Below are 23,203 nucleotides of genomic sequence, written 5' to 3' on the forward strand. Positions count from 1 at the left end.
TGAGTATGCCTGCATGGTTTTTACATCTGTGGTATGGGTATCTTCTGGTGCAGCTTCGGGGATTTTCTCCTGAACGGTTTCTGAATCTGTGCAGCGCCAACCGCATCGAAATCTGGGATCTGGAATACCGGGACGGAGGATACCAGTTCTGCATAACCTTAAAAGGGTATCGTGCGGTGAAGCCGTTGGTGAAGAAATCGAAGGTCAGACTGAGAATCGTAGAGAAGTTTGGACTTCCTTTTTTTTTATACCGCAACCGGAAACGGAAATTATACTTTACAGGTGTGGCCAGTTTTTTTCTGATTCTCTATCTGATGTCCCTGTTCGTCTGGGATATCCAGTTCGAAGGAAACCGGATGTACACCTACGAAACGCTTACTGATTTTCTGGAGACGGAACATGTCACATTCGGCATGCGCAAATCTCTGATCGACTGTGATTCCCTGGAAGAGGAAATCCGCCTGGCATTTCCTGAAATCACCTGGGTTTCAGCCCGTGTATCAGGAACACGTCTTTTGGTTAAAATAAAGGAAAACGAAGTGCTGTCCTCCATTCCGGAAAAGGATACGTCGCCTTGTGATATTGTGGCGGCCAAAGACGGGGTGATTACCAGCATGATTGTGAGACAGGGCACCCCGGTGGCCGCAGTGGGAGATCAGGTGGAGAAGGGCCAGGTTCTGGTGAAGGGGCAGGTGGAGATAAAAAACGACAGCGAAGAGGTGGTAAATGTCCATTATGTCCATGCGGACGCGGATATAATGGCTAAAACGGAATATCATGTAACGCAGTCATTTCCAAGAATGCACACGGTGGTGACGGAAACGGGCAAGACCAGACAAGGGGTTTATCTGAAAGCATTCCGCTATTCGGCCATGCTCATTCTGCCGTCAAACGGAGAGAATCCGTGGAAAATGGTCATGGAAGAACAACAGCTCAAACTGTTCCAGAATTTTTATCTGCCTGTTTATCTGGGAAAAATAAAGGCAAAAGAGTATGTTACATATGAATGTTTTTATACAAAAGAGGAGGAAAATATCAAAGGAACGCGCATTCACGAGGAATTTGTAAAAAATTTATTGGAAAAAGGGGTACAAATTATTGAAAATAATGTTAAAATACAAGATGATGAATCAAATTGTACAGTAAACAGTTATGTGCTCGCAGTGGAGACCATCAGCGAACAGCAGGCGGTTTTGGAAGAGCAAATGAAAACAGAGGAGATTATAGAACCAGATGAGCGTAATTGAGACAATCATTGACATTCCGGTGGAACATGAAAGGAATGTCTGCGGACAGTTTGATACCTACCTGAAGAAAATTGAGAGAACGCTGCATGTTACCATGATTGCCAGAGACGGCGCTCTCAAGATCATTGGCCCGGATCAGACCATACAAAAGGCAAAAAGCGTATTTAATAACCTGATAGAGCTTTCCAAGCGGGGAAATGTGATTACGGAACAGAATGTGGATTATGCCCTGTCCCTTTCCTTTTCGGAAAGCGACCATCAGATTTTGGAAATTGATAAGGATATTATCTGCCGGACCATTAACGGAAAGCCGGTGAAGCCCAAAACCATGGGGCAGAAACATTATGTGGATCTGATCCGCAAGAAGATGATCGTATTCGGAATCGGACCGGCCGGTACGGGAAAGACTTATCTGGCCATGGCGATGGCCATACAGGCGTTTAAAGACGGACAGGTGAACCGGATCATCTTAACCAGGCCCGCAATTGAGGCCGGGGAAAAGCTGGGATTTCTTCCGGGAGACCTGCAGAGCAAGATCGATCCTTATCTCAGACCCTTATATGATGCCCTGTACCAGATCATGGGGGCGGAAAGCTATCTCCATAATGCGGAAAAGGGGCTGATTGAAGTGGCGCCGCTGGCCTATATGAGAGGCCGTACCCTGGATAACGCCTATATCATTCTGGATGAGGCACAGAATACCACGCCGGCCCAGATGAAGATGTTCTTAACAAGAATCGGTTTTGGCTCCAAGGTGATCATCACCGGTGACCAGACCCAGAAGGACCTTCCGTCCGGAGCGGCTTCCGGCCTGGATACGGCGCTCAAAGTGCTGCGCAAGATCGATGACATCGGCATCTGCAACCTGACCAGCAGCGATGTGGTGCGCCATCCACTGGTGCAGAAGATCGTCCAGGCATATGAAGATTACGAAAATAAAAGCAAAAGCGGTGAACGGATCAGGAGAAGCCGCAGCAAATAAAGGGTGGGCATATGACAATTAATATAGAGTACGAAGCAGAGAAAAAACTGGAGCTCCCTTATGAGGAGATCATAGAACATGTGGTATTGGAATCCCTCGATTATGTGGAATGCCCTTATGAGGCGGAGGTCAATGTCATACTGACGGATAACCGGGAGATTCAGGAAATAAACAAAGAGCACCGGGGAATCGACGCGCCTACGGATGTGTTGTCCTTTCCGCTGGTGGATTATGAGACCCCTGCCGATTTTGACCATGTGGAAGACTATGTGGAAGATTATTTTGACCCTGATACAGGAGAACTGCTGCTGGGAGATATTGTGGTTTCCGTTGATAAGGTGGAAGAGCAGGCTGAAAAATATGGCCACTCGACCACAAGAGAGCTGGCTTTCCTGGTTGCCCACAGCATGCTTCATCTATGCGGATATGACCACATGGATGAGGAGGAACGGCTGGAGATGGAAGCAAAGCAGCGGGAGATTCTGGAACGCAGGGGGTACGGCAGATGAGAGATGGGAATGTGCTGTCAGGCAGGGCCCTGCCTGTATTCTTATGTTTGACTGCGCTTTTGTCCGTCAGCGGCTGCCGGAAGAAATATTCTGAAGTTTCCATGACGGAAGTTTCCACAGAGACGGTACCGGAATCTTCCACAGAGATCGTGTTGGAATTTGAGACCGAGGCGCCGGAAACAGAACCGGAGACAGAGCCGGATGAAAGGATTGAGGTGGACGGGAAGATAAAAAGCTATCTTACCGGCGAGATGGTGGATGTGGCCAAGGCGGACCGAAGGCCCATTGCCATCATGATGAGCAATGACAAAGCAGCCCTTCCCCAATACGGCATTAACCGGGCCGGCGTGGTGTATGAAGCGCCGGTGGAAGGCGAGATGAACCGTTATATGGCCATCATCGAGGATTATGATGACTTGGACCGGATCGGTTCCGTGAGAAGCTGCAGAACCTATTATACATATTTTGCCAGGGAATTTGACGCGGTCTATGCGCATTTCGGGCAAAGTACCTTTGCAAAACCATATTTGAAGAATGTGGACAATATTAACGGCATCGACGGCATCGGAGATACCGCTTTTTACCGTTCCAAAGATAAGGCCAGGCCCCATAATGCCTACGCCAGCGCCTCAGGGCTTGAGAAAGCCATTGAGAAGCTGGGATACAGCCAGCAGTATGACGCGGATTATCAGGGGCATTATAAGTTCACGAAGAACGGCGAGGAAATTCATCTGGAGAACTCCCTGGATGCCTATAAAGTATATCCGGGTTATCCGATGAACAAACCGTGGTTCTCTTATAATGAGGAAGACGGCCTGTATTACCGTTACCAGTATGGAGCTGCCCATAACGGCAGCGAAGGCCAGATCGCGGTTAAGAATATTATCTTCCAGTATTGCCCGACCGGCAGGTATGCTACCACCGAGTATCTCAATATCAATGTACATGCCAATGAGTACGGATATTATATTACCAATGGGAAGGCCATACCGGTTACCTGGAAAAAAGACGGTGAATTCGGCGTCACCCACTATTACGATACAGAAGGAAATGAAATTGTGCTGAACCAGGGCAAGACCTGGGTCTGCATCATACAGACCAGCGCATTTTCTAAGACGGAGATTCATGGAAAAGAATAATCAGAAACGTACACGGAAAAAAGGATCGAACTTTGTTATCCAGGGAGCAATTCTTGCGGCGGCGGGGATTTTTGTCAGGCTGATCGGCATGTTTTACCGCATACCGTTAACCAACATAATCGGGGATAAAGGAAACGGATATTACAGTTCTGCTTTCAGCATCTATTCCATCATGCTGATCGTTTCCTCCTACAGCCTGCCGGTTGCGGTATCCAAGATGGTCGCGGCCAGATTGGGGACAAGACAATATAAGAACTCCATAAGGATTTTAAAGGCATCCCTTTTTTATGCGACTATAGTCGGCGGGCTGGCGGCGGCGGCCCTTTGGTTTGGAGCTGATTTTTTTGCCAATGCGGTTAAAATGCCGTTCAGCTCTTATGCCATCAGGACCCTTGCGCCTACCATATGGATTATGGCCTATTTAGGGGTGCTGAGAGGGTATTTCCAGGGCCATGGCACCATGATTCCCACCGCCATTTCCCAGATCTTTGAGCAGATCGTCAATGCGGTGGTCAGCATCATGGCGGCCAGTTATCTGTTCGCCCAGGGGCTTAAATCCAACGCGGTCTTTGATGAGACCCAGTTTTCCTATGCGTTCGGCGCGGCGGGAGGCACCATCGGTACAGGCGCCGGAGCGTTTATCGCCCTGTTGTTTGTGCTGTTCCTGCTCTTCACTTACCGTCCGGTTATGAAGCGCCAGGCCAGGAAGGACAAGACGGTCAAGCTGGAATCCTATGGAGAAATCTCCTATGTGCTGGGACTTACTGTTCTCCCCATTGTGATCAGCAGCGCGATTTATAACGTAGGCACGGTTGTGGACAACTATATATTCGGCAATGCCATGTCCTTTATGGGAAATGGAGAGCAGATTGCCACGGCCTGGGGCGTTTATATGGGGAAATACCACCTGCTTTTCAATATTCCGGTAGCCATTGCCAATTCCTTATCCTCTTCTTTGATTCCATCCCTTTCCAGAGCGGTTGCAGCGAGAGATAAGGCCCTTGTTAAGGACCGGGTCGCGATCGTGATCCGCTTTTCCATGATTGTTGCCATACCTTCTACGGTAGGCCTTACGATTCTGGCTGCCCCGATCTGTAATCTCTTGTTCCGTGGGGATAATACGGAATTAATCAAAATGACCATGACCGGCTCTTTGGCAGTCGTTTTCTTTTCCCTGTCTACAGTGACCAACGGCGTGCTTCAGGGAATAAACCGGATGAATGTGCCGATCCGCAATGCGCTGATCTCATTAATTGTCCATGTTGCCATGCTGGTGACTCTGATGTATGGGCTGAAGATGGGGATTTACAGTGTTGTGGGCACCAATATCGTGTTCGCCCTGATGATGTGCGTGTTAAACGCCAGATCGATCAGGCGGTATTTGAGATACAGGCAGGAAGTCAGGAAAACATTTGTGCTGCCCACCATCTCAGCCGCCTTCATGGGAGCGGCGGCCTACGGTTCCTACCGGATGATTTACCGTCTGTGTTCCAGCAACTTAATCAGCCTGTTGGCGGCAATTGTGATCGCGGTTTTGGTATACGGCGTATTGCTCATTAAAACCGGCTGTGTGGACGAGATGGAGCTCTATGGCATGCCGGGCGGAAGGAAACTGGTGAAAGCGGCCCACAAACTGCATTTATTATAATCGGTTTAAAATAACAAAAAAGGCAGATACTATACTTAAAGGAGGAATACCTTTATGAAAAAGTATGGTATCTGTTTATTTTTGCTTTTATTGACCAGTATTGTCTGCCTGTTTACCGGTTTTTTTATTACAAGAAACAGCGCGCGCCAGGAGGAGCCGATTCCCAACGTTACGATTGAAACGGAAACCGTGACGGAAGACCGTGTGGTTTTAAACCAGAAGCAGATCGAGCCGGTTGTCAGCGCTGAAGAAACAGCGCCGGCCAAACGCTATTATCTGGTTTCAGAAGACGGATTTCTTCTGGTGTTCTGTGAAGACAGGGCAACCGTATGCCTGTACACCCATATGCCTATCAGTGATTTTCCCCAGACGGAGCAGGATAAGCTGAGAGAGGGCATTTGGTTTGAAACCATGATCGAAGTGTTTAATTATCTGGAATCCTATACCAGTTGATTGATACCGGCTGATTTCTGCTTAAAATACTTGAAAAGAACGGTTAAAATGGATACAATAATAGCTGACTGTGTTTTTACAACAGAGAAAGAGAACTGCCGCCAAAAGCGGTGGAAATGAGGTTGGAATGAAGCGTACTGTAATGATTGCAGGCGGCGGAGCTTCTGGTCTGACGGCAGCCATCTGGGCGGCCAGAACCGGGGCAAAGGTGACTGTTCTGGAACATATGGACCGGGTGGGTAAGAAGATATTATCCACAGGAAATGGAAGATGCAACCTGACAAATTTATATATGGAAAAGGAATGCTACCGCTGCGGGCAGCCGGAGTTTCCCATGGACGTGATCAGGGGATTTGACGTAAAGGCCACGCTGGATTTTTTTCGGGAGTTGGGAATCCTTCCTAAAGACCGGCAGGGGTATGTATATCCCAATTCGGATCAGGCGGCCTCGGTGCTGGATGTGCTGAGATCGGAAAATGTTCACAGGAATGTGGAAATGATATGCGGCTGTGATGTGAAGAGAATAAAAAAAACCAGGGCTGGTTTTGAACTCATCACATCGGCGGGAAATTACAAGCCGGACGCGGTTATCCTGGCGGCCGGTTCGAAAGCGGCTCCGTCAACCGGTTCCGATGGGAGCGGCTATGAACTGGCGGCAGGACTGGGACACAGGATCATCAAGCCTCTTCCGGCCCTGGTGCAGCTTCGCTGTGAGGGGAAATTCTTTAAACAGCTAACAGGCGTCAGGACAGACGCCGAATTGTGCCTGCTGGCCGATGGAAAACCGTTGGCCCGGGACAGGGGGGAACTGCAGCTGACTGATTATGGGATTTCAGGTATTCCCACCTTCCAGATCAGCCGTTTTGCGTCTGTGGCGCTGGACCGGAAGAAAAAGGTCTCTGTGTCCATTGATTTTCTCCCGGACATGTCATTGGATGAGACATGGGAGTTTTTAAAGGCACGGATCAGACGGATGCACTATAAAAGATGTGATGAGCTCTTAACCGGAGTGCTCAATAAAAAACTTGCGGCTGTGCTGCTTAAACAGGCCGGGATCAATGGGGATGGGGCTGTTTCTTCCATTTCCCCGGATCAGGTAAAATCACTGACCGGCCAGATCAAGAAATTCGTGGTAAAGGTATCTGCCGTTAATCCCTATGAAAATGCCCAGGTCTGCTGCGGCGGTGTGGATACGGCGGAAATAGTTTCCAGTACAATGGAATCAAAGCTTGTAAAAGGCCTTTATATTGCAGGAGAACTACTGGATGTGGATGGGATCTGCGGCGGATATAACCTGCAGTTTGCATGGTCCAGCGGCGCCCTGGCGGGTATCCATGCGGCAAAGGGCAATTGAGGGACAGAAAAAATGTGAGGTATAAGAATGATACGTATCAATCAGTTAAAACTGCCGGTGGATCACGGAAAAGACCAGCTTCTTTATAAAGCGGCCAGGACCCTGAAACTTCCGGCTGATCAGATAAAAAGCATCCGGATCGTAAAACAGTCTGTGGATGCGAGAAAGAAACCGGATATTTATTACAGTTATGTGGTGGATGTGGAAACCGGGAAAGAGAGCGGGACGGTACATAAATTAAAGAACGCCAACGTTTCCCTGGTGCAGGAAAAGCCCTACCGTTTTCCCGGTCCGGGTGAAGAGAAACTGGATCATCCGCCTGTAATTGTGGGATTCGGGCCTGCAGGCCTGTTCTGCGGCCTGATGTTAGCCAGAGCCGGATACTGCCCTGTGGTGTTAGAGCGGGGGGAGGATGTGGATGCCAGGAATAAAAAGGTTTCCGAATTTTGGCTGACCGGCGTTCTGGACCCTCAGTCCAACGTGCAGTTTGGAGAAGGGGGAGCCGGGACATTTTCAGACGGAAAGCTGAACACCCTGGTCAAAGATCCTGTGAAGAGGAATCAGAAGGTGCTGGAGATTCTCGTGGAGTTCGGAGCGGACCCGGCTATTCTCTATCAGAACAAACCACATATCGGCACGGATGTGCTCAGCGGGATTGTTAAAAATATGAGAAATGAGATCATCCGTCTGGGCGGAACCGTAAATTTCCTCAGTTGTGTGACTGATTTTATGGTGGAGAACAACCGGCTGTCGGAAATTACGGTCAATGGCGTTACACGGATAAAAACCGATGCCCTGGTTCTGGCAATCGGACACAGCGCCAGGGATACATTTGAAGTCCTTTATGGAAAACATGTGCCCATGGAGCAGAAATCTTTTGCTGTGGGGCTTAGAATCCAGCATCCACAGAGGATGATCAATCTTTCCCAATATGGGACGGACAGGTACGATGAAATCCTGGGTGCGGCCAGTTATAAGCTGACAAAACAGACCTCGGGCGGAAGAGGGGTTTATTCCTTCTGCATGTGCCCGGGAGGCTATGTGGTGGATGCATCGTCAGAGCCCGGCCGTCTGGCAGTCAACGGAATGAGCAATCATGGGAGAGATGGTCAAAATGCCAACAGCGCACTGATTGTGACGGTTACCCCTGAAGACTTTCCGGACCAGACCGCTTTAGCCGGCGTCAAATACCAGAGAATGTTGGAGGATTTAGCCTATCAGTACGGAGAGGGTAAAATTCCGGTCCAGCTTTACGGAGATTTTAAAGCAGGAAAGGAAACCACCGGCTTTGGGGATGTGGAGCCTGAATTTAAAGGCCGTTTCCGTTTTGCTAATTTAAGGGACATGCTTCCGCCCTATCTTTCCCAGGCTTTGATCGAAGGAGTGGACGGCTTTGAATCCATGATCCGGGGATTTTCCAGGTATGACGCCATATTTGCGGGCATTGAAAGCCGGACTTCCTCACCTGTCCGGATCAGCAGGGATTCCGGGTTTGAAAGCGGCGTGAAAGGCATTTTCCCCTGCGGGGAAGGGGCTGGATATGCGGGCGGAATCACTTCTGCGGCCATGGACGGAATAAAAATAGCTGAGGAAATCAGAAGGCGCTACCGGCCGTTAAAGTAAATTGACGGATGGCAGAAAATGGTGTAAGATATGACAAAACGAATGATAGAGCTGTGAAAAAGGGCACAGCGGAAACAGAGGAGAGTATGTTGACAGAAGACAGATTAAAACTGAGGGATAAAAAGAGAGTGGTAATTAAAATTGGTTCTTCTTCCCTCACCCATGCGGAAACGGGCGATATGAACCTTATGAAGATAGAAAAGCTGGTCCGGGTGATTTCTGACCTGAAGGGCCAGGGAAAAGAGGTGGTTTTAGTGTCATCCGGAGCGATTGCGGCCGGACGCCAGGCGCTGGGACACCATCAAAAGCCGACCAGCATTTCCCAGAAGCAGGCATTTGCGGCTGTCGGCCAGGCCAGGCTGATGATGGTGTATCAAAAGCTGTTTGCCGAATACAACCAGACAGCCGCCCAGATTCTGATGACAAAAGATACCATGGTCAATGACGCATCCCGGTATAATGCTCAGAATACATTTGATGAATTGCTGAAACTGGGGGCCATTCCGATCGTGAATGAAAATGATACGGTGTCCACCTCTGAGATCCCCCTTGTGGACAATTTCGGCGATAATGACCGGCTGTCAGCGATTGTGGCGGCCTTGATCGGAGCAGACCTTCTCATCCTGCTTTCTGACATTGACGGCCTTTATTCCGACGATCCGCACAAAAATCCCCATGCTGAATTCATCAGCATGGTAAATGAGATCACCCCCCAGTTAATGTCCATGGGGAAATCTACATCAGGAAGCGACGTAGGAACGGGCGGTATGGCCGCTAAACTGGCAGCAGCCAGAATTGCTACGGACGGAGGTTCTGATATGGTGATCGCCAATGGGGATGATGTGGAAATCGTCTGCCAGATCATGGACGGACAGGATAAAGGAACTCTGTTCATGGCCCACAATAATCTGGATTTCGACTTAATGCACTATATCAACAATGAATATTAGGAGGTATCTATGAAACAGGAGATGATAGACCGGATCAATACCCTATATCATAAATCGAAGTCGGTAGGACTGACTGAGGAAGAAAAAGCGGAGCAGGCTGCTTTGAGAAAAGAGTATATCGAAGCCATCCGCACGAATATGCGGGCCAATTTAAATAACATATCCATCCAGGAAAAGGACGGCAGCATAACGGATCTGGGTAAAAAATATGGAAATATCAAAGAGGTCTAAAGCGGAAATCCGCAGTTTTATCAGAGAAAAACGAAAAGGCATAAGTCCGGAGGAAGAAAAACTTCAAAACGATGGGATCTTTAAAAAGCTGTCGGTAAAAGAGGAACTTTTAACGGCTTCCTGCGTTTATTGTTATATGGATATGAATCATGAAGCGGGAACGGGCCGGATTATGGAATTTCTACAGGAACGGGGAATAAAAACGGCGGTTCCAAGAGTGGAAGGGGATCAGATTCATTTTTACTTCGTCCGGTCACCGGAGGAGCTGGAAAAAGGATGTATGGGAATTATGGAACCGGGGCCTGATTGTGAACCGGCCGCAGACATTCATGCTCCTGTCATTGTGCCGGGTGTTGCATTTGACAGGGAGAATAACCGGCTCGGCTATGGAGGCGGCTATTATGACCGTTTCTTCGAAAGGGAACCGGATCATTATAAAATTGGAATCTGTTTTGATTTTCAGATGTTTGACATCATTCCGGCTGAAGCTTTTGACCGGAAGATGGATGAAGTGGTGACTCCGTAACAATCCAAGAGAGGAGCAGAAATTATGGAATTATTAGAGATAGGGAAACGGGCCAGGGAAGTTTCCAGGCGCTTAAATGTGCTGGGACAGACTGAAAAAAACAACGGGCTGGAGCAGGCTGCTTCATCGCTTCTTGAAGGCAGGGAAGAGATATTGGCGGCTAACCGGAAGGATATGGAGCGGGCCAGGAATAACGGCATGAGCCAGGGCCTTTTAGACCGTCTGGCTCTCGACGAATCCAGAATCAAATCCATGGCCGACGGCCTTTTGGAAGTGGTTTCGCTGGAAGATCCGGTAGGAGAGGTTTTATCCATGAAAAAACGGCCCAATGGGCTTTTAATCGGACAGAAACGGGTGCCGTTGGGAGTAATCGGCATCATCTATGAAGCCCGCCCCAATGTGACGGCGGATGCATTCGGGCTCTGCTTTAAAACCGGCAATGCGGTGATCTTAAAAGGCGGAAGCGATGCCATTGAATCCAATAAAGCCATAGTAACGTGGATACGGGCAGGGCTGGAGCGGGCAGGACTGCCGATGGATGCGATCCAGTTGATCGAGGACACCGACCGTGAGACAACCAGATCATTTATGCGTTTGAACCAATATGTGGATGTGTTAATACCACGGGGAGGCGCCGGGCTGATCAGGACGGTAGTGGAAAACAGCACCATTCCGGTGATTGAAACAGGAACAGGAAACTGCCATGTTTTTGTGGATGAATCCGCAGACTTTGATATGGCTCTGGACATCATTTATAATGCCAAGACCCAGAGAATCGGCGTGTGCAATGCCTGTGAATCCCTGGTGGTACATAGGAAGATTGCGGACCGCTTTCTGCCTCTGCTGAAGGAGCGTCTGGATGAGAAGCATGTGGAAATCCGGGCGGATGAGGCTGCCTGCCAAATCGTGCCGGAATTCGTGCCTGCTTCAGAAGAGGACTGGGGGACAGAATATCTGGACTATATCCTTTCTTTGAAGATTGTGGATAACATACAGGAAGCCATTGACCATATCAACCGATATAATACCAAGCACTCGGAAGCCATCATCACATCCGACTATTCCAATTCCCAGAAATTCCTGAATGAAGTGGACGCTGCGGCTGTTTATGTCAATGCCTCCACCAGATTTACGGACGGTTTTGAATTCGGGTTTGGGGCTGAAATCGGAATCAGCACCCAAAAGCTCCATGCCAGAGGGCCGATGGGGTTGAAGGAGCTGACTAGTACAAAATATGTGATTTATGGGGAAGGGCAGATAAGGGGGTAGGTTTGTTCGGGGAGTTACGCAAAGCGAAGGGGAATGGCCGGGAGGAGACGGGCGCAGAGCATGTGGTGCGGATACTCTGGATTACGGCGGGGAAAGTTCTAAGTTAAAAACGGCAGGAAAAGGCGGGACCGGCGCCATTCGAGAAGATCTCTTGATGACCTCTTCTCTCAGGGCGCCTTGAATATTGATTCGGAATTCAATATTCACCCGCCTTTTCCTGCCGTTTTTAACTAAGAACTTTTACCCCGCCTCCATCATGAGTATCCGCACCACATGCTCTGCGCCCGTCTCCTCCCGGCCATTCCCCTTCGCTTCGCTGGATGAGGGAAGGAAGGGAAATCGTGTAGTTCTATAGGTATCCAATACTATAGGATCGTAGGTTTATGGATTGGGGTAATAGTCTGAAAAGAGTTTTTGGAACTTTTTTTCGGAGAGGATTTCGTGGGTGAGGAAGGCGCCTTGGTGGAAGAGGGAATAGGTTGTGAAGGGGCAGGGGGCGTCTTGGGCTTGGGTGGCGGTTTGCAGGTGGACTGGGTGGAAGGGGATGTTTTGGGCGCGGGCGGCGGATTCTATTAAGGGGACGTATTTGGCGGTAAAGGGGCATTGGTCGGTGTAATAGAGGACGAAGCCGTCGGCGTCGGTGCGGGGGGTTTTGGCTTTGGGGGTGAAGGAGGGGGTGGGGGCATCTTCGGTAAAGGGGAGATATAGGAGCTCGTAGCTGGGGGCGGCTGTGTCGGCGGGGCGAAAGCCTTTGTAGCGTAGGTATTTGGGGTCGGAGAGGTAGGGGAGTTTCTTTTGTGAGGACAGAGTGACCAGGCCTTTTTTGCCTTTTTCTTTGCTGTCCTTTATGCACTCGTCCAGTAACTGGCTGGAATAGCCATGGCCTTTGAACTGGCCGGATACCCACAGGCAGTTGATATACATATATCCTTCAGCCTGGATGGGGGCCCAGGCGTTTTCGGCTGGGATGTATTCGATGAAACATTTTCCCCTGACATCGCCTTTTTTGAATACAAGGCCGTCTTTTAAACGGGCGGACAGCCAGGCTTTTTTTGAAGCGACCTGACAGTCTTTGTTGGAGGAAATTGCGCAGCAGATATGTTCTTTTTCCAGATTTTCTTCTGTTATGGTTATGATATTCATGTTGATCTCCATTTCCTAAAATGTTTTATGATGTACGACAGAGTTATTATAACATGAATAAGGTGACAATAGTATGTCACCTTATGTTTCTGTCAGGGCCTTTCTGAGCTTTTCCACCTCATTTATGAGGTTTTGTTTTATGCGCTGAGGGCTGATGATTTGGACTGACGTTCCAAAGGAAAGAAGAAAGCTGTAGAGCCATTTGTCGTCCGGCAGATCGGCTGTTACGGTAAAGGAACCGTCGCTGTTTTGGAGGATATTTTCCATGTCGAATTCATCAAAGACCCGGTAAGCGGACTGGCTGGTGAAATTAAGGGTCAGGTGCACCAGGCCGGAGGGGAAGGGGCCGAACAGGAGGATGGGGGGAGGCTCAAGATCCTGGCCGGCAAAGGATTCAGATAAAATCTCCAGCGTCAGAATCCGGTTGATTTTAAATGTCCTGTAATCCTGTCTCAGCTTGCAATAGGCCTGAAGATACCAGGCCTTGGATTTAAATACCAATTTTAAGGGATATACGGTTCTGACCGTCGTTTCGCCATTGGAATTGGGGTAAGTGAAGGAAATTGCAAGTTTTTTAATAACAGCAGTTTTCAGCAGCTCAAATTTCTCTTTGTCCTGTTTGGTGTTTCCCCATCTTGAAAAATCCACCTCTATCCAGTTTGTGTCCGTTTTGTCAAAAAGCGTCTGAAGCCTGGACAGGATATCAGCCACATCCATGTGTTCAGCGGAACCCAAACTCTGCAGGGCAAATAGTATCTGGTTCTGTTCCTCATCGGAAATCGCTGTTTTGTTCAGAATAAAATTGTCCAGAATGGAGATGCCGCCGCCTTTTCCGGGAGTTGTATAGATCGGGATTCCCGCTTGAGACAACACTTCGATATCCCGCAGGATTGTCCGGTTAGACACTTCAAAATGCGCTGCCAATTCCTTGGCCGTTGCCATTTTCTGATTCATAAGGATATATACGATTCCAAAAAGCCGGTTGATCTGCATGTGATTTCCTCTTTGCTGGTTATTTGATTCCATTTAATTATACCAGGAGATGATGACAACTGTTTGTCATATTCTGATAAAATTTTCATTTCAAAAGCTTAATGTAGGAGCCCAGCACCTTATAGAATGAATCGATTTCCTCCATGGTGCATTCTTTTAAAAGCTCATTCAGGGTTCTGGACAGATCAATGGTGTTGTAAAGTTTATGGGCCTGGCTCAGTTTCCGCCCTTCTTCTGTGGGATAGAGCAGTACGGTTTTGGCGTTCATGGCCGATTTATGGCGGGATACCAGGCCTTTATCCACCAGCCGCGCAACGGTCTGGGAAATCGCGCCTTTTGTCCGGTTCCAGTATCGGGCCAGCGCAGTAATCGTAGTGCCGGGATTTTCTTCGATATAGGCCAGGATATGAGCTTCAATCATGGTCACTTTCTGTCCGGTGCCGTAATTGTGTTCTGACATAATATAGCTGTTGTAAAGCATGGCAAACTGATAAACGCAATTGGTTCGTTCATTTAATATGCGAAAGGTCTGGTCCAGTTGGTTTGATTCTTTGGATACTTTTTTCATATCAATCCTCTATGGCGGAGCATTTTTGGGGGTGGGGCTGCCCGCTCCTTTTTCTATTATGGCATAGTTTAAAATAAAGATCAATGTTGGAAGAGTATAGGAAAAATATACAACGCCATTTATGGATTTTAGACAAAAAGGTTTAATAACTAAACAATCAAAAGCAATAGTGACGGCAGAAATGGATGATATGCTTATGGATTGTTTAATGGCTAAACAATATTGCAGGGATTATTTTTCGGAGAGAGTTTCATCCCGGACGGGGATTTGATTTGGTGGTTGCAATAATAAGGTCACTAGAGTAGAATTATAATATTATGAAATAGACGCAGGTGGAAAAAAGTGGCAAACAGATTTGAAGATAAAGTGGCTTCTGTCAGCAAAGCGCTGACGATTTTAGAGGAATTGAGTAAGGAACCGGGGGGAATGGGGCTGATTGATATCAGCAATAAAGTGGGGATGAATAAGACGACGGTATACCGTCTCCTCACCTCATTGCTGGAAAAGGAATTTGTGGAGCAGGACGAAACTACAGGAAAGTATTCTCTGGGACTGAAAATACTGAGCATTGCCAGCGCCCTATACGAAAAGATGGATATCAGGGCATTTGTGAGGAAACATTCGTCTGAGTTATTTGAAGAATTCCAGGGGACTATTTTAATTTCCAAAGAGCTGAACCGGGAATACATGGCTGTGGACCGGATATGTTCAGGAAATGGGGACGGCCTGGAGCTGCATGAAGGTGAGATGATCACAAACAGCAAGGTAATCCCGCAGACGTTCATGGCCCACGCTTCCCTTTGGCAGCAGGGGCGCAGCATCATGTCCGGGGCTTCTTTCCGGGAAGATGCCGTTCTCAGGCAGGAGTTAAAGCAGATCGCCCTGCAGGGTTATGCGGAGAACAGTTCGGATATGGCCAATTTGCCGGCGGTTGCCGCTCCGGTCTTTAATTTTTCTAAAAATGTGGTTTATGTGATAAGTCTCCACTCCGGTTTGCTGGCCGATAAGAAAATCATGTCAAAGTGGATTCTGACACTGCTGGATTTAGCCGGCCGGGTGTCAAGCGATCTGGGATTTGTGAATTATATTTAAGAACATAATATAAGGGAAACGGGATAGAGAGCCTGTTATACAGATATGAATTTACGGATGTCTGTATAACAGGCTCTTTTTGATGGCCGCTATGCTTTGGCAGTATGCCGGATTTACTGGTGAAGGATGTGGACAGCAGCCGTTTGTTTTGTGCAAAGTTGCTAAAATGAGAAAAAATCATTGACATCATTTATTCATTATTGTATTCTACAAATATAGAGTTTCGTAATACGAAACTGAATTTCTCAAAAATGAAAGGAGTATGGTATGGGAAATTACGCAGGTCAGATTCAAAGTGTGACGCAGGCGGATGTGATTGTCTGCGGAGGCGGTTGTGCCGGCGTGGCGGCGGCAATTGCCAGCAGCAGAAATGGGGCCAGAACCATTTTGCTGGAAAAAACATCTGTAGTCGGGGGGACGGCTACGAACGGATTGGTGGGGCCTTTTATGACATGTTTTGATCCGAAAGGTGAAAAACAACTGATTAAGGGGATCTTTGATGAAATGATTCTCAGAATGGAAAAGCGGGGCGGGGCAATCCACCCATCCAAAACAGGCCAGGTCAGTTCTTATGGCTGTTACATAAAGTTAAGACATAATAATCTGACGCCGTTCCATCCGGAGGCGCTGAAGCTGGTCATGATGGAGATGCTTTCAGAAGCAGGGGTGGAACTTCATCTGGGCATCAGCATTCTGGATGTGGTGAAAGAAGAAAACCAGATCAGGTCTGTAATTGCATTTGACGGAACCGATCTGGTGCAGTTTGACGGGAAAGTGATCATTGATTGTACCGGGGACGGAATCGTAAGCCTGAAGGCAGGGGTTCCCTGCTATATGGAGGATCCGGCAGAAGGCCTTCAGCCCATGACTTTGTTTTTCTGGATCTACAATGCCGACGATAAAAAGATTGAGGAATATTTAAGCCAGGATGAAGAAAACAGGTATCTTCCCTATCACAAATTGATTGAGGAAGCCAGAGAACGTGGGGAATTCCCCATTAACCGCAACAAGATCGGCATGTATCACATGATCAATGAAGGGGAATGGAGGCTGAATACCACCAGAATCCAGGGATTAAACCCTGTTGACAGCAATGACATGAGCAGGGCATATGCAGAAGGGTTAAAACAGGTAGATTTTCTTATGAATTTCTTTAAAACACTTCCGGGACTGGAAAATGCCAGAATTGCCCAAAGCGGCGCAAGCGTGGGCATCAGGGAATCCAGAAGGATCCAGGGAGTGTACACGCTGACGGAAAAAGACCTGGTTGAGAACACGGAATTCGAAGATGCAATCGCGCTTTGCAGCTATCCGGTAGACCTCCATCCGGCCAATGGAGCGATGACGGGAACCGGCCATAAAACGGATGTGTCAGAGGTGTACGGGATTCCATACCGGATTCTGGTTCCGCTAAAGGCGGATAACCTCCTTGTGGCCGGCAGATGCGTGTCGGCAACCCACGAAGCCCTGGGAGCGATTCGTGTAATGCCTCCGGTATTCGCCATGGCCCAGGCGGCAGGGACCGCGGCGGCGGTCTGTATAAAGGACAACTGCAGGCCGGAGGATGTGGATATAAAAAAACTGCAGCGGATATTACGGGAACAGGGGCAGTGTCTGGAAGTTTAACAAAATAGAAAAGTTGGATGTCCCAACTGCATCATATAAAATAGAACAGGAGAATGGGTATGAATATTACGACAATTTTAATTATAGCGGTATTTCTTTTGATCGTAGGTCTGATGGTAAGCGATAAAATCAACGCAGTTGTGGCTCTGCCATTGATGGCGGTTTCCCTCTGTGTCATTGTGGGCATTCCATTGAAAACGATCATGAATGACGTGGTCGGGGGAGGAATCTCCGGCTTATCCGGAGCAATTTTTTCCACACTGATAGCGGCAATTTTAGGTGAGGTGATAAGAAAGACAGGGATTGCTGAAAAACTGATCAGAAGCGCGGCTGAGCTTGGCGGGGATAACCCCTATATCATGGCAATTCTTTGTTTCCTGGCCTGCGCGTTCTGTTTCATCGGTTTAAGCGGCGTGGGCGCTAAGATCATGCTGGGTTTGATTGTATTCCCGATCATGCTCTCTGTCGGCGTACCGAAAGTAATAGCCGCGTTCGTCATGCTGGCTGGCACGTCCATCGGATATTTCATGAACGTGGCGCGATGGACATTTATCGGCAATCTGGTTGGGCTGGAAGCTACAGATCCGCTGGTGAAGAATACAGCCATTATGGTTATCATTCCCGGTATCATTATCAGCATCCTGCTGATTGCAGCAGGCATTAAGATCAAGGGGCCGGTATTTTCCTGGGCGGCTAAAAGGGGAAATTCAGAAGGCGGAAAAGATGTCCCTCTGTATGCGGTTCTTGCTCCGGTGATTCCCCTTTTATTGGTTCTTATTTTAAAATGGAACGTGAATACGGCGCTGATTATTGGAATCATTTACGCAGTTTTAACGACCCAGTGGAAGAACAAATTCAAGGGTGTTTTGGATCTGGTGAACAAATCGGCATATGACGGATTTGCCAATGTGGCGGTAACCGTGGTGCTGATGATGGGAATCGGCATGGTGCTGGCAGCCGCAAAGCAGGAAGCCCTGCTGGAACCCATCAAGACCCTTCTTATGGGCATTGTTCCCACATCACCCCTTCCGGTGATCCTGTTGTTCGGCGTTGCAGGCCCATTCCTGACTATGTACCGCGGCCCGCTGAATCCATGGGGGCTTGGAGCGGCTTTAATCGGCATTCTTTTAACCACAAGCCTTCCGATCGGGCTGATCGTGACTTTGGCGTGGCTGTATGATTATTATGTGGCAGTCAACGATCCCACGGCATCCCAGGTGACCTGGGCGTGCGGATATTTGCAGCTCACAGTTGGGAAATACACCAGGGGCACATTTTTAATTGATGCCGTATTTGTACTGACAGGCGTTATTATGGCAGTGGCTTTCTTTATGATTTAAATAATTATTCGTATAAGGAGATAGGAAATGGCAAGAAAAATCAGAATTGGGATTGACGTAGGAGGTACCTTCACAGATGCAATTGCGCTGGATAATGATACCTATGAGATTATAGGAATGAAAAAAGTGCATACCACCCACGAAGCGAAAGAAGGAGTGACCAAAGGCGTTATTGATATTCTGAATCTTTTGCTGAAAGAAATCAAATGTAACGCTGACGACGTGGTTTTCATCGCCCACGGCACCACCCAGGCGACCAACGCCCTGCTGGAAGGCGATGTGGCTGATATCGGGGTGATCGGTATGGGAAGCGGGATCGGAACTGCCAAGATTAAAGCCGATACGGATGTGGGCAATGTTTCCCTGGAAGATGATAAAGCGATCAAAACTTCCTACCGTTTCCTGAATACGGCAAATGGAATCGTCCGGGAAGAAGTGGAAAACATACTGAAGGATTTCGAGGCGGAAGGCAGGCATGTGATCGTGGTCAGCGAGGCATTTTCCGTGGATGATCCTTCTCATGAAAAGGAGGTGGCAGCAATGGCCGCCCAAAATGATATGATCGTCACCGCAACCCATGAACTGTCCAAACTTTACGGCCTCAGGGCCAGAACCAAAACCGCTGTCATCAACGCGTCAATCCTTCCTAAGATGATGCAGACCGCCTCCATGACGGAACAGGCGGTGAAGGACGCAAAGGTGAAGGCCCCTCTCATGATCATGCGGAGCGACGGCGGGGTCATGCAGGTGGAAGAGGTAAAAAAACGGCCCATCCTCACGGTGCTTTCCGGTCCGGCAGCAGGGGTGGCCGGCGCTTTGATGTACGAAAAGATTTCAGACGGCATTTTCCTGGAAGTGGGCGGGACCAGCACGGATATATCGGCAATACAAAACGGCAGGGTTATAACCAAATATTCCAAAATCGGCGGACACAATACCTATGTCAGCTCTTTGGATATTCATACCATCGGCATTGGGGGCGGAAGCATGGTGCGGTTTAAAAACCAGAATATCATCGACGTAGGGCCCAGAAGTTCCCATATCGCAGGGCTGCCCTATGCGTGTTTTGCCGATCCAAAAGAGCTGAAAGGTTCAAAGGTGGTCAGTGTGACCACTCCAAAGGATAAAACCACGGACTTTTTGGCGTTGGAAACCCCGTCAGGAAACAGGTACGCGGTTACCTTGACCTGCGCTGCCAACCGCCTCGGTTATATGCCAAAAGGGGATTATGCGCGGGGGAATGAAGAGAGCGTGAAGACCGCGTTTGAGATACTGGCGGAGGCATTTGGCAAAAATCCGGAGAAAATCGCCCAGGATATTGTGAATACGGCGGTTGGCAAGGTGGTGCCCGCTGTGGAGGAATTTATAAAGGAATATAATTTGTCGCAGAATTATCTGATTCTCACCGGAGGAGGCGGCGGAGCAAGTTCCGTAGTTCCTGCTGTGGCGGATAAGATGAAGCTGAAATATAAGATTGCGGAAAATGCCCCTGTCATCGCTACAATCGGGGCAGCCCTGGCCATGGTGAGGGATTCTGTGGAACGGACGATTATAAATCCCACCCAGGAAGACATTTTAAAGATCAGAAATGAGGCGGAACAGGCGGTGATCAAAGCCGGGGCGGCACCATCCACCGTAGAAGTCACCATTGATATCGATACGGCAAAAAATATTGTTAAAGCGGTGGCTGTGGGAACCACGGATCTGAGTGCAAAGGCATCCATGGGAGAGGTTTTGACGGATGAGGAATTGGAAAAAACGGTGAGAGATTCTTTTAACCAGTTGGACAACTGCCGGGTAGAAAAAGTGTTCGGTTCCTCCACGCTCCATGCCTTCCATATTGAGGCCCGGAAAAAATCAGTAATCCCGTTTTTGAAACAAAAAATCAATATGCTGTGTGTGATCGACTGCAGCGGGATTATTAAACTGAGCATAGAAAATGCGGATTTCTATGAGTTCAAAGGACGTTCCAAATCAATGCTGGAAAAACAGATAGAGGATCATATGAAATTCGACGAATCGGGAAAGACCTCACCGATGATCTATCTGCTGATCAACGGTAAAATCGCGGATTTGTCGGGTCTGGACAGCTTGGAGCAGATTTCATCTCTTGCGGATATTGAATTGCAGAGACTGGGGGAAGAAGATCATTATCTGGCTGTTATCAAGAAGAGATAGGAAGGGTTAGAATGGCTGAAATGATACCGGAATATAAAACGGAACTGGAAATATTCAATCAATTTGTATTTGCGGATAATCTGGAAAATGGGGATAAACTTCAGATCATTCAGGAGGCCCTGGAACTAGGGGCTTTACAGGCGGAAGAGATCAGGAAAGAGTTTGGCCTGCAAATGCCGAAAGCCCTGCTGGAATCCCTGGGGATCAGGGTGGAATATGAAACCGGCGCTCAAAAGCTGAACGAAAATTATGTAAAATTTGCAGAATTCTATGCTAAAACAAAAGTAATCCGTTTGAACGGACCGGCAGTAAAAAAACTGGACCATAAGATGAAAAAGGGGCTGGCAGAGGATATTATTTTATGCCATGAATTGTATCACTATTTTGAACTGGCCAGATGGGGAAGAGCTTCTGAGCGATTTATAAGAACCGTAAAGCTCTTTGGATTAATTCCCGTAAAGCGGAGAATGCTTCCTGCATCGGAACTGGCGGCAAACAGCTTTACAAAAACATACCTGGGGTTGGATTTTAATCCCCAGATCATTGAAAAATATTATTTTGACACGGATAATATCTGATTTTATTATCAAGCTGCGGCCGGATTGAGCGGAATGGTAAGGGTTCAGGCAGGTCTGAACTGTTACGCGGAATGTTCATCAGGCCGCAGCGTTTGTCTTTATTACATTATTTTTTCACACTTCCAGATATGGATCAACAGGCAAGGGCATTTATATGGCAGCATTTGTGGCGGCTATGGGATCCATATCTGTGTTTATATTCAATCGTACTCATGATTGCTTGTATAATATAGAATATGCTGGTCCTAAGGCCATGTGACAGTTAATTGGGACAATTATCAGAATCCCCTTTATTTACCTGGAAATGGTGGTATACTTTTAAAATGACAGCGAAATGAAGGAGTACACCGATAATGAACGATATATTTGAATACATGATCCGTGATCTTTCCCATCCAATCAACTATCTGCCCATGGCGGCCGGCACGGCTGTTTTAATCGCAGTTTTCATTTGGCTGGGAAAAATCATATTTAAACGCAGCCATATATTCCAATGGCTGTCCCATAAAAGCGGAGTGATCTTTTTATTCAGCGTTTACTGTTATGTGCTATTGTATGAAGCGTTTTTTTCCCGGCCGCCGGGATCCCGCAATACGGTCAGCATGACGCTCTTCCAGACCTGGGGAACTACGGCCCAATCCCATGCTTATGTGATTGAAAATGTGCTGATGTTCATTCCTTATGGGCTTTTTATTTCTATGCTTGCGGAATGGAGAACCATTAAAAAGGGCTGGCTCTGCATTTTAACCGCGCTCCTTTCCAGCAGCGCCCTGGAGTTCGCACAGTGGATGACCATGAGGGGGCATTGCCAGCTTGACGATGTGGTGATGAATACGCTGGGAGCAGGAATTGGGTGGGGGATTTATGCGGTGATTCTTTATTTAGTTGATTGGTGAAAGTAACGCCATGAATCCCGGGAATGGGGACGGACGGGGGCAGAGGGCTGCTTGGAGGTTTGACGCCAGGCGGAGCGGAATCCGTTGGCGATGAAAACCGGCTTCCAACCGTAAGTGAAACTAAGGCTACAGGGACGGAAAAAGACGGTCCGATGCCCATTCACGGTAAACTCTTTATGGGACTTTACCGTTCAGTGGGCATCTCAGAAACTGATTTGGTTTTCAGTTTCTGCCCGTCTTTTTCCATCCCTGGAGCCTAAGTTTCACTAACGGTTTCCAGACGGCTTTCATCGCCAACGGATTCCGCTCCGCCTGGCGTCAAACCTCCAAGCAGCCCTCTGCCCCCGTCCATCCCCATTCCCGGGATTCATGGCTGTGTACTGGTCTGATGAAGGATAAATAAAGATTTAGAGAAGGCATGTAGAAAAAGTAAAGACGCGTTTGATTGAGACGTTGCTTGGTATTTAGAGCAGATTATGGTATAGACATTTCAAATAACTGATGGTAAGCGATACAAAACAGACCGTAGTGTACAACTGATAACCATCTGCTATACTCTTTTCAAAAGATTGAAGGAGGATATCAAACGTGAATGTACATTACAGCATTGACGAATGGAAAGATATTTTCAACCAGCGGATTCAAAGCGGCCTCTCTATACGGAACTGGTGCGAACTCAACGGTTTGAAATATGACACCTATAAATACTGGGAGAAAAAAGTAAAGGACCTAGAGAGCACAGAAAGCCCCGCCCCGGCTTTTGTTGAACTTCCTGCTAATTCCTATCCCATGGATGGCCTGGAAGCACCATCCATGCAGATCCGTTACCGTGAGTTTCAGGTCGGCATCCAGAACACG

At 48.0% G+C, this 23,203-nt stretch carries 22 protein-coding genes and 1 pseudogene; 20 read left to right on the plus strand and 3 right to left on the minus strand.

The genetic code is table 11. From position 1 onward, the window contains the following. Nucleotides 1-5 precede the first annotated feature (5 nt). The 12 genes from yqfD (at nt 6) to GPL15_RS24405 (ending at nt 11,931) form a co-directional block, all read left to right on the plus strand. Nucleotides 6-1,247, plus strand: a complete 1,242-nt coding sequence (yqfD, locus tag GPL15_RS24350) for a sporulation protein YqfD (RefSeq protein WP_215701275.1) — start codon at nt 6-8, stop codon at nt 1,245-1,247. Next, entirely contained in the window at nt 1,234-2,229 is a 996-nt protein-coding gene (locus tag GPL15_RS24355) for a PhoH family protein (protein WP_215701276.1), read from the plus strand. Before yqfD ends, GPL15_RS24355 begins: the two co-directional genes overlap by 14 nt. Nucleotides 2,230-2,240: 11 nt before the next feature. Beyond that, nucleotides 2,241-2,738: an rRNA maturation RNase YbeY gene (ybeY, locus tag GPL15_RS24360; protein WP_215701277.1), complete on the plus strand. Its 498-nt coding sequence runs from the start codon at nt 2,241-2,243 to the stop codon at nt 2,736-2,738. Continuing rightward, on the plus strand, nt 2,735-3,877 hold the full coding sequence (locus tag GPL15_RS24365; RefSeq protein WP_215701278.1) for a DUF3048 domain-containing protein: 1,143 nt from the start codon (nt 2,735-2,737) through the stop codon (nt 3,875-3,877). The genes ybeY and GPL15_RS24365 overlap by 4 nt, the downstream gene beginning before the upstream one ends. Next, a complete protein-coding gene (locus GPL15_RS24370; RefSeq protein WP_215701279.1) occupies nt 3,864-5,525 on the plus strand; it encodes a polysaccharide biosynthesis protein in 1,662 nt (553 codons plus the stop codon). Before GPL15_RS24365 ends, GPL15_RS24370 begins: the two co-directional genes overlap by 14 nt. 54 nt (nt 5,526-5,579) lie before the next feature. After that, the gene (locus GPL15_RS24375) at nt 5,580-5,978 is read left to right on the plus strand and encodes a hypothetical protein (RefSeq protein ID WP_215701280.1); all 399 of its coding nucleotides are present in this window, start codon (nt 5,580-5,582) and stop codon (nt 5,976-5,978) included. A 127-nt stretch (nt 5,979-6,105) separates the two neighbouring features. Next, nucleotides 6,106-7,332 (plus strand): NAD(P)/FAD-dependent oxidoreductase, encoded by a 1,227-nt coding sequence (locus GPL15_RS24380; RefSeq protein ID WP_215701281.1) that lies wholly within the window; start codon nt 6,106-6,108, stop codon nt 7,330-7,332. A 27-nt stretch (nt 7,333-7,359) separates the two neighbouring features. Further along, on the plus strand, nt 7,360-8,955 hold the full coding sequence (locus GPL15_RS24385; protein WP_215701282.1) for an FAD-dependent protein: 1,596 nt from the start codon (nt 7,360-7,362) through the stop codon (nt 8,953-8,955). An 86-nt stretch (nt 8,956-9,041) separates the two neighbouring features. Continuing rightward, entirely contained in the window at nt 9,042-9,905 is an 864-nt protein-coding gene (gene proB, locus GPL15_RS24390; protein WP_215701283.1) for a glutamate 5-kinase, read from the plus strand. A 9-nt stretch (nt 9,906-9,914) separates the two neighbouring features. Next, a complete protein-coding gene (locus GPL15_RS24395; protein ID WP_215701284.1) occupies nt 9,915-10,136 on the plus strand; it encodes a DUF896 domain-containing protein in 222 nt (73 codons plus the stop codon). Then, nucleotides 10,114-10,662 carry a 5-formyltetrahydrofolate cyclo-ligase gene (locus GPL15_RS24400; protein ID WP_215701285.1) on the plus strand — a complete coding sequence of 183 codons (549 nt, stop codon included), beginning with the start codon at nt 10,114-10,116 and terminating at the stop codon, nt 10,660-10,662. The genes GPL15_RS24395 and GPL15_RS24400 overlap by 23 nt, the downstream gene beginning before the upstream one ends. Nucleotides 10,663-10,686: 24 nt before the next feature. Further along, on the plus strand, nt 10,687-11,931 hold the full coding sequence (locus GPL15_RS24405; protein WP_215701286.1) for a glutamate-5-semialdehyde dehydrogenase: 1,245 nt from the start codon (nt 10,687-10,689) through the stop codon (nt 11,929-11,931). Between the two features lie 381 nt (nt 11,932-12,312). Here the strand turns inward: GPL15_RS24405 and GPL15_RS24410 are convergent, their stop codons facing one another. The 3 genes from GPL15_RS24410 to GPL15_RS24420 all read right to left on the minus strand — a co-directional run bounded on the left by GPL15_RS24410 (nt 12,313) and on the right by GPL15_RS24420 (nt 14,635). Beyond that, complete coding sequence (locus GPL15_RS24410) at nt 12,313-13,074, minus strand: N-acetyltransferase (protein WP_215701287.1); 762 nt, start codon at nt 13,072-13,074, stop codon at nt 12,313-12,315. An 81-nt stretch (nt 13,075-13,155) separates the two neighbouring features. Continuing rightward, nucleotides 13,156-14,067: a YafY family protein gene (locus GPL15_RS24415; RefSeq protein ID WP_215701288.1), complete on the minus strand. Its 912-nt coding sequence runs from the start codon at nt 14,065-14,067 to the stop codon at nt 13,156-13,158. An 85-nt stretch (nt 14,068-14,152) separates the two neighbouring features. Then, a complete protein-coding gene (locus tag GPL15_RS24420) occupies nt 14,153-14,635 on the minus strand; it encodes a MarR family transcriptional regulator (protein WP_215701289.1) in 483 nt (160 codons plus the stop codon). Between the two features lie 342 nt (nt 14,636-14,977). Between GPL15_RS24420 and GPL15_RS28230 the strand changes: the two genes are divergently transcribed. The 8 genes and pseudogenes from GPL15_RS28230 to GPL15_RS24460 all read left to right on the plus strand — a co-directional run. Continuing rightward, nucleotides 14,978-15,727, plus strand: coding sequence for an IclR family transcriptional regulator (locus GPL15_RS28230; protein WP_215701290.1), 750 nt, complete (start codon nt 14,978-14,980; stop codon nt 15,725-15,727). Nucleotides 15,728-15,994: 267 nt separating this feature from the next. Beyond that, nucleotides 15,995-17,353 carry an FAD-dependent oxidoreductase gene (locus GPL15_RS24430; RefSeq protein ID WP_215701291.1) on the plus strand — a complete coding sequence of 453 codons (1,359 nt, stop codon included), beginning with the start codon at nt 15,995-15,997 and terminating at the stop codon, nt 17,351-17,353. A gap of 59 nt (nt 17,354-17,412) precedes the next feature. Continuing rightward, complete coding sequence (locus tag GPL15_RS24435; RefSeq protein WP_215701292.1) at nt 17,413-18,693, plus strand: hypothetical protein; 1,281 nt, start codon at nt 17,413-17,415, stop codon at nt 18,691-18,693. Nucleotides 18,694-18,720: 27 nt separating this feature from the next. After that, nucleotides 18,721-20,871: a hydantoinase/oxoprolinase family protein gene (locus tag GPL15_RS24440; protein WP_215701293.1), complete on the plus strand. Its 2,151-nt coding sequence runs from the start codon at nt 18,721-18,723 to the stop codon at nt 20,869-20,871. An 11-nt stretch (nt 20,872-20,882) separates the two neighbouring features. After that, entirely contained in the window at nt 20,883-21,449 is a 567-nt protein-coding gene (locus tag GPL15_RS24445; RefSeq protein ID WP_215701294.1) for a hypothetical protein, read from the plus strand. A gap of 353 nt (nt 21,450-21,802) precedes the next feature. After that, the gene (locus GPL15_RS24450) at nt 21,803-22,345 is read left to right on the plus strand and encodes a VanZ family protein (RefSeq protein ID WP_215701295.1); all 543 of its coding nucleotides are present in this window, start codon (nt 21,803-21,805) and stop codon (nt 22,343-22,345) included. A 23-nt stretch (nt 22,346-22,368) separates the two neighbouring features. Then, a complete protein-coding gene (locus GPL15_RS24455; protein ID WP_215701296.1) occupies nt 22,369-22,605 on the plus strand; it encodes a hypothetical protein in 237 nt (78 codons plus the stop codon). 328 nt (nt 22,606-22,933) lie between these two features. Further along, a pseudogene (locus tag GPL15_RS24460) lies at nt 22,934-23,203 on the plus strand (hypothetical protein); the annotation flags it as partial.

Source organism: Clostridium sp. MCC353, from assembly GCF_018785315.1.
Taxonomy (GTDB): Bacteria; Bacillota; Clostridia; order Lachnospirales; family Lachnospiraceae; genus CHH4-2.

Bases quoted from the DNA above. Each gene is read 5' to 3' on its own strand.
- yqfD (WP_215701275.1), top strand. From the start codon at position 6: ATGCCTGCATGGTTTTTACATCTGTGGTATGGGTATCTTCTGGTGCAG.
- GPL15_RS24355 (WP_215701276.1), top strand. From the start codon at position 1,234: ATGAGCGTAATTGAGACAATCATTGACATTCCGGTGGAACATGAAAGG.
- ybeY (WP_215701277.1), top strand. From the start codon at position 2,241: ATGACAATTAATATAGAGTACGAAGCAGAGAAAAAACTGGAGCTCCCT.
- GPL15_RS24365 (WP_215701278.1), top strand. From the start codon at position 2,735: ATGAGAGATGGGAATGTGCTGTCAGGCAGGGCCCTGCCTGTATTCTTA.
- GPL15_RS24370 (WP_215701279.1), top strand. From the start codon at position 3,864: ATGGAAAAGAATAATCAGAAACGTACACGGAAAAAAGGATCGAACTTT.
- GPL15_RS24375 (WP_215701280.1), top strand. From the start codon at position 5,580: ATGAAAAAGTATGGTATCTGTTTATTTTTGCTTTTATTGACCAGTATT.
- GPL15_RS24380 (WP_215701281.1), top strand. From the start codon at position 6,106: ATGAAGCGTACTGTAATGATTGCAGGCGGCGGAGCTTCTGGTCTGACG.
- GPL15_RS24385 (WP_215701282.1), top strand. From the start codon at position 7,360: ATGATACGTATCAATCAGTTAAAACTGCCGGTGGATCACGGAAAAGAC.
- proB (WP_215701283.1), top strand. From the start codon at position 9,042: ATGTTGACAGAAGACAGATTAAAACTGAGGGATAAAAAGAGAGTGGTA.
- GPL15_RS24395 (WP_215701284.1), top strand. From the start codon at position 9,915: ATGAAACAGGAGATGATAGACCGGATCAATACCCTATATCATAAATCG.
- GPL15_RS24400 (WP_215701285.1), top strand. From the start codon at position 10,114: ATGGAAATATCAAAGAGGTCTAAAGCGGAAATCCGCAGTTTTATCAGA.
- GPL15_RS24405 (WP_215701286.1), top strand. From the start codon at position 10,687: ATGGAATTATTAGAGATAGGGAAACGGGCCAGGGAAGTTTCCAGGCGC.
- GPL15_RS24410 (WP_215701287.1), bottom strand. From the start codon at position 13,074: ATGAATATCATAACCATAACAGAAGAAAATCTGGAAAAAGAACATATC.
- GPL15_RS24415 (WP_215701288.1), bottom strand. From the start codon at position 14,067: ATGCAGATCAACCGGCTTTTTGGAATCGTATATATCCTTATGAATCAG.
- GPL15_RS24420 (WP_215701289.1), bottom strand. From the start codon at position 14,635: ATGAAAAAAGTATCCAAAGAATCAAACCAACTGGACCAGACCTTTCGC.
- GPL15_RS24430 (WP_215701291.1), top strand. From the start codon at position 15,995: ATGGGAAATTACGCAGGTCAGATTCAAAGTGTGACGCAGGCGGATGTG.
- GPL15_RS24435 (WP_215701292.1), top strand. From the start codon at position 17,413: ATGAATATTACGACAATTTTAATTATAGCGGTATTTCTTTTGATCGTA.
- GPL15_RS24440 (WP_215701293.1), top strand. From the start codon at position 18,721: ATGGCAAGAAAAATCAGAATTGGGATTGACGTAGGAGGTACCTTCACA.
- GPL15_RS24445 (WP_215701294.1), top strand. From the start codon at position 20,883: ATGGCTGAAATGATACCGGAATATAAAACGGAACTGGAAATATTCAAT.
- GPL15_RS24450 (WP_215701295.1), top strand. From the start codon at position 21,803: ATGAACGATATATTTGAATACATGATCCGTGATCTTTCCCATCCAATC.
- GPL15_RS24455 (WP_215701296.1), top strand. From the start codon at position 22,369: ATGGGGACGGACGGGGGCAGAGGGCTGCTTGGAGGTTTGACGCCAGGC.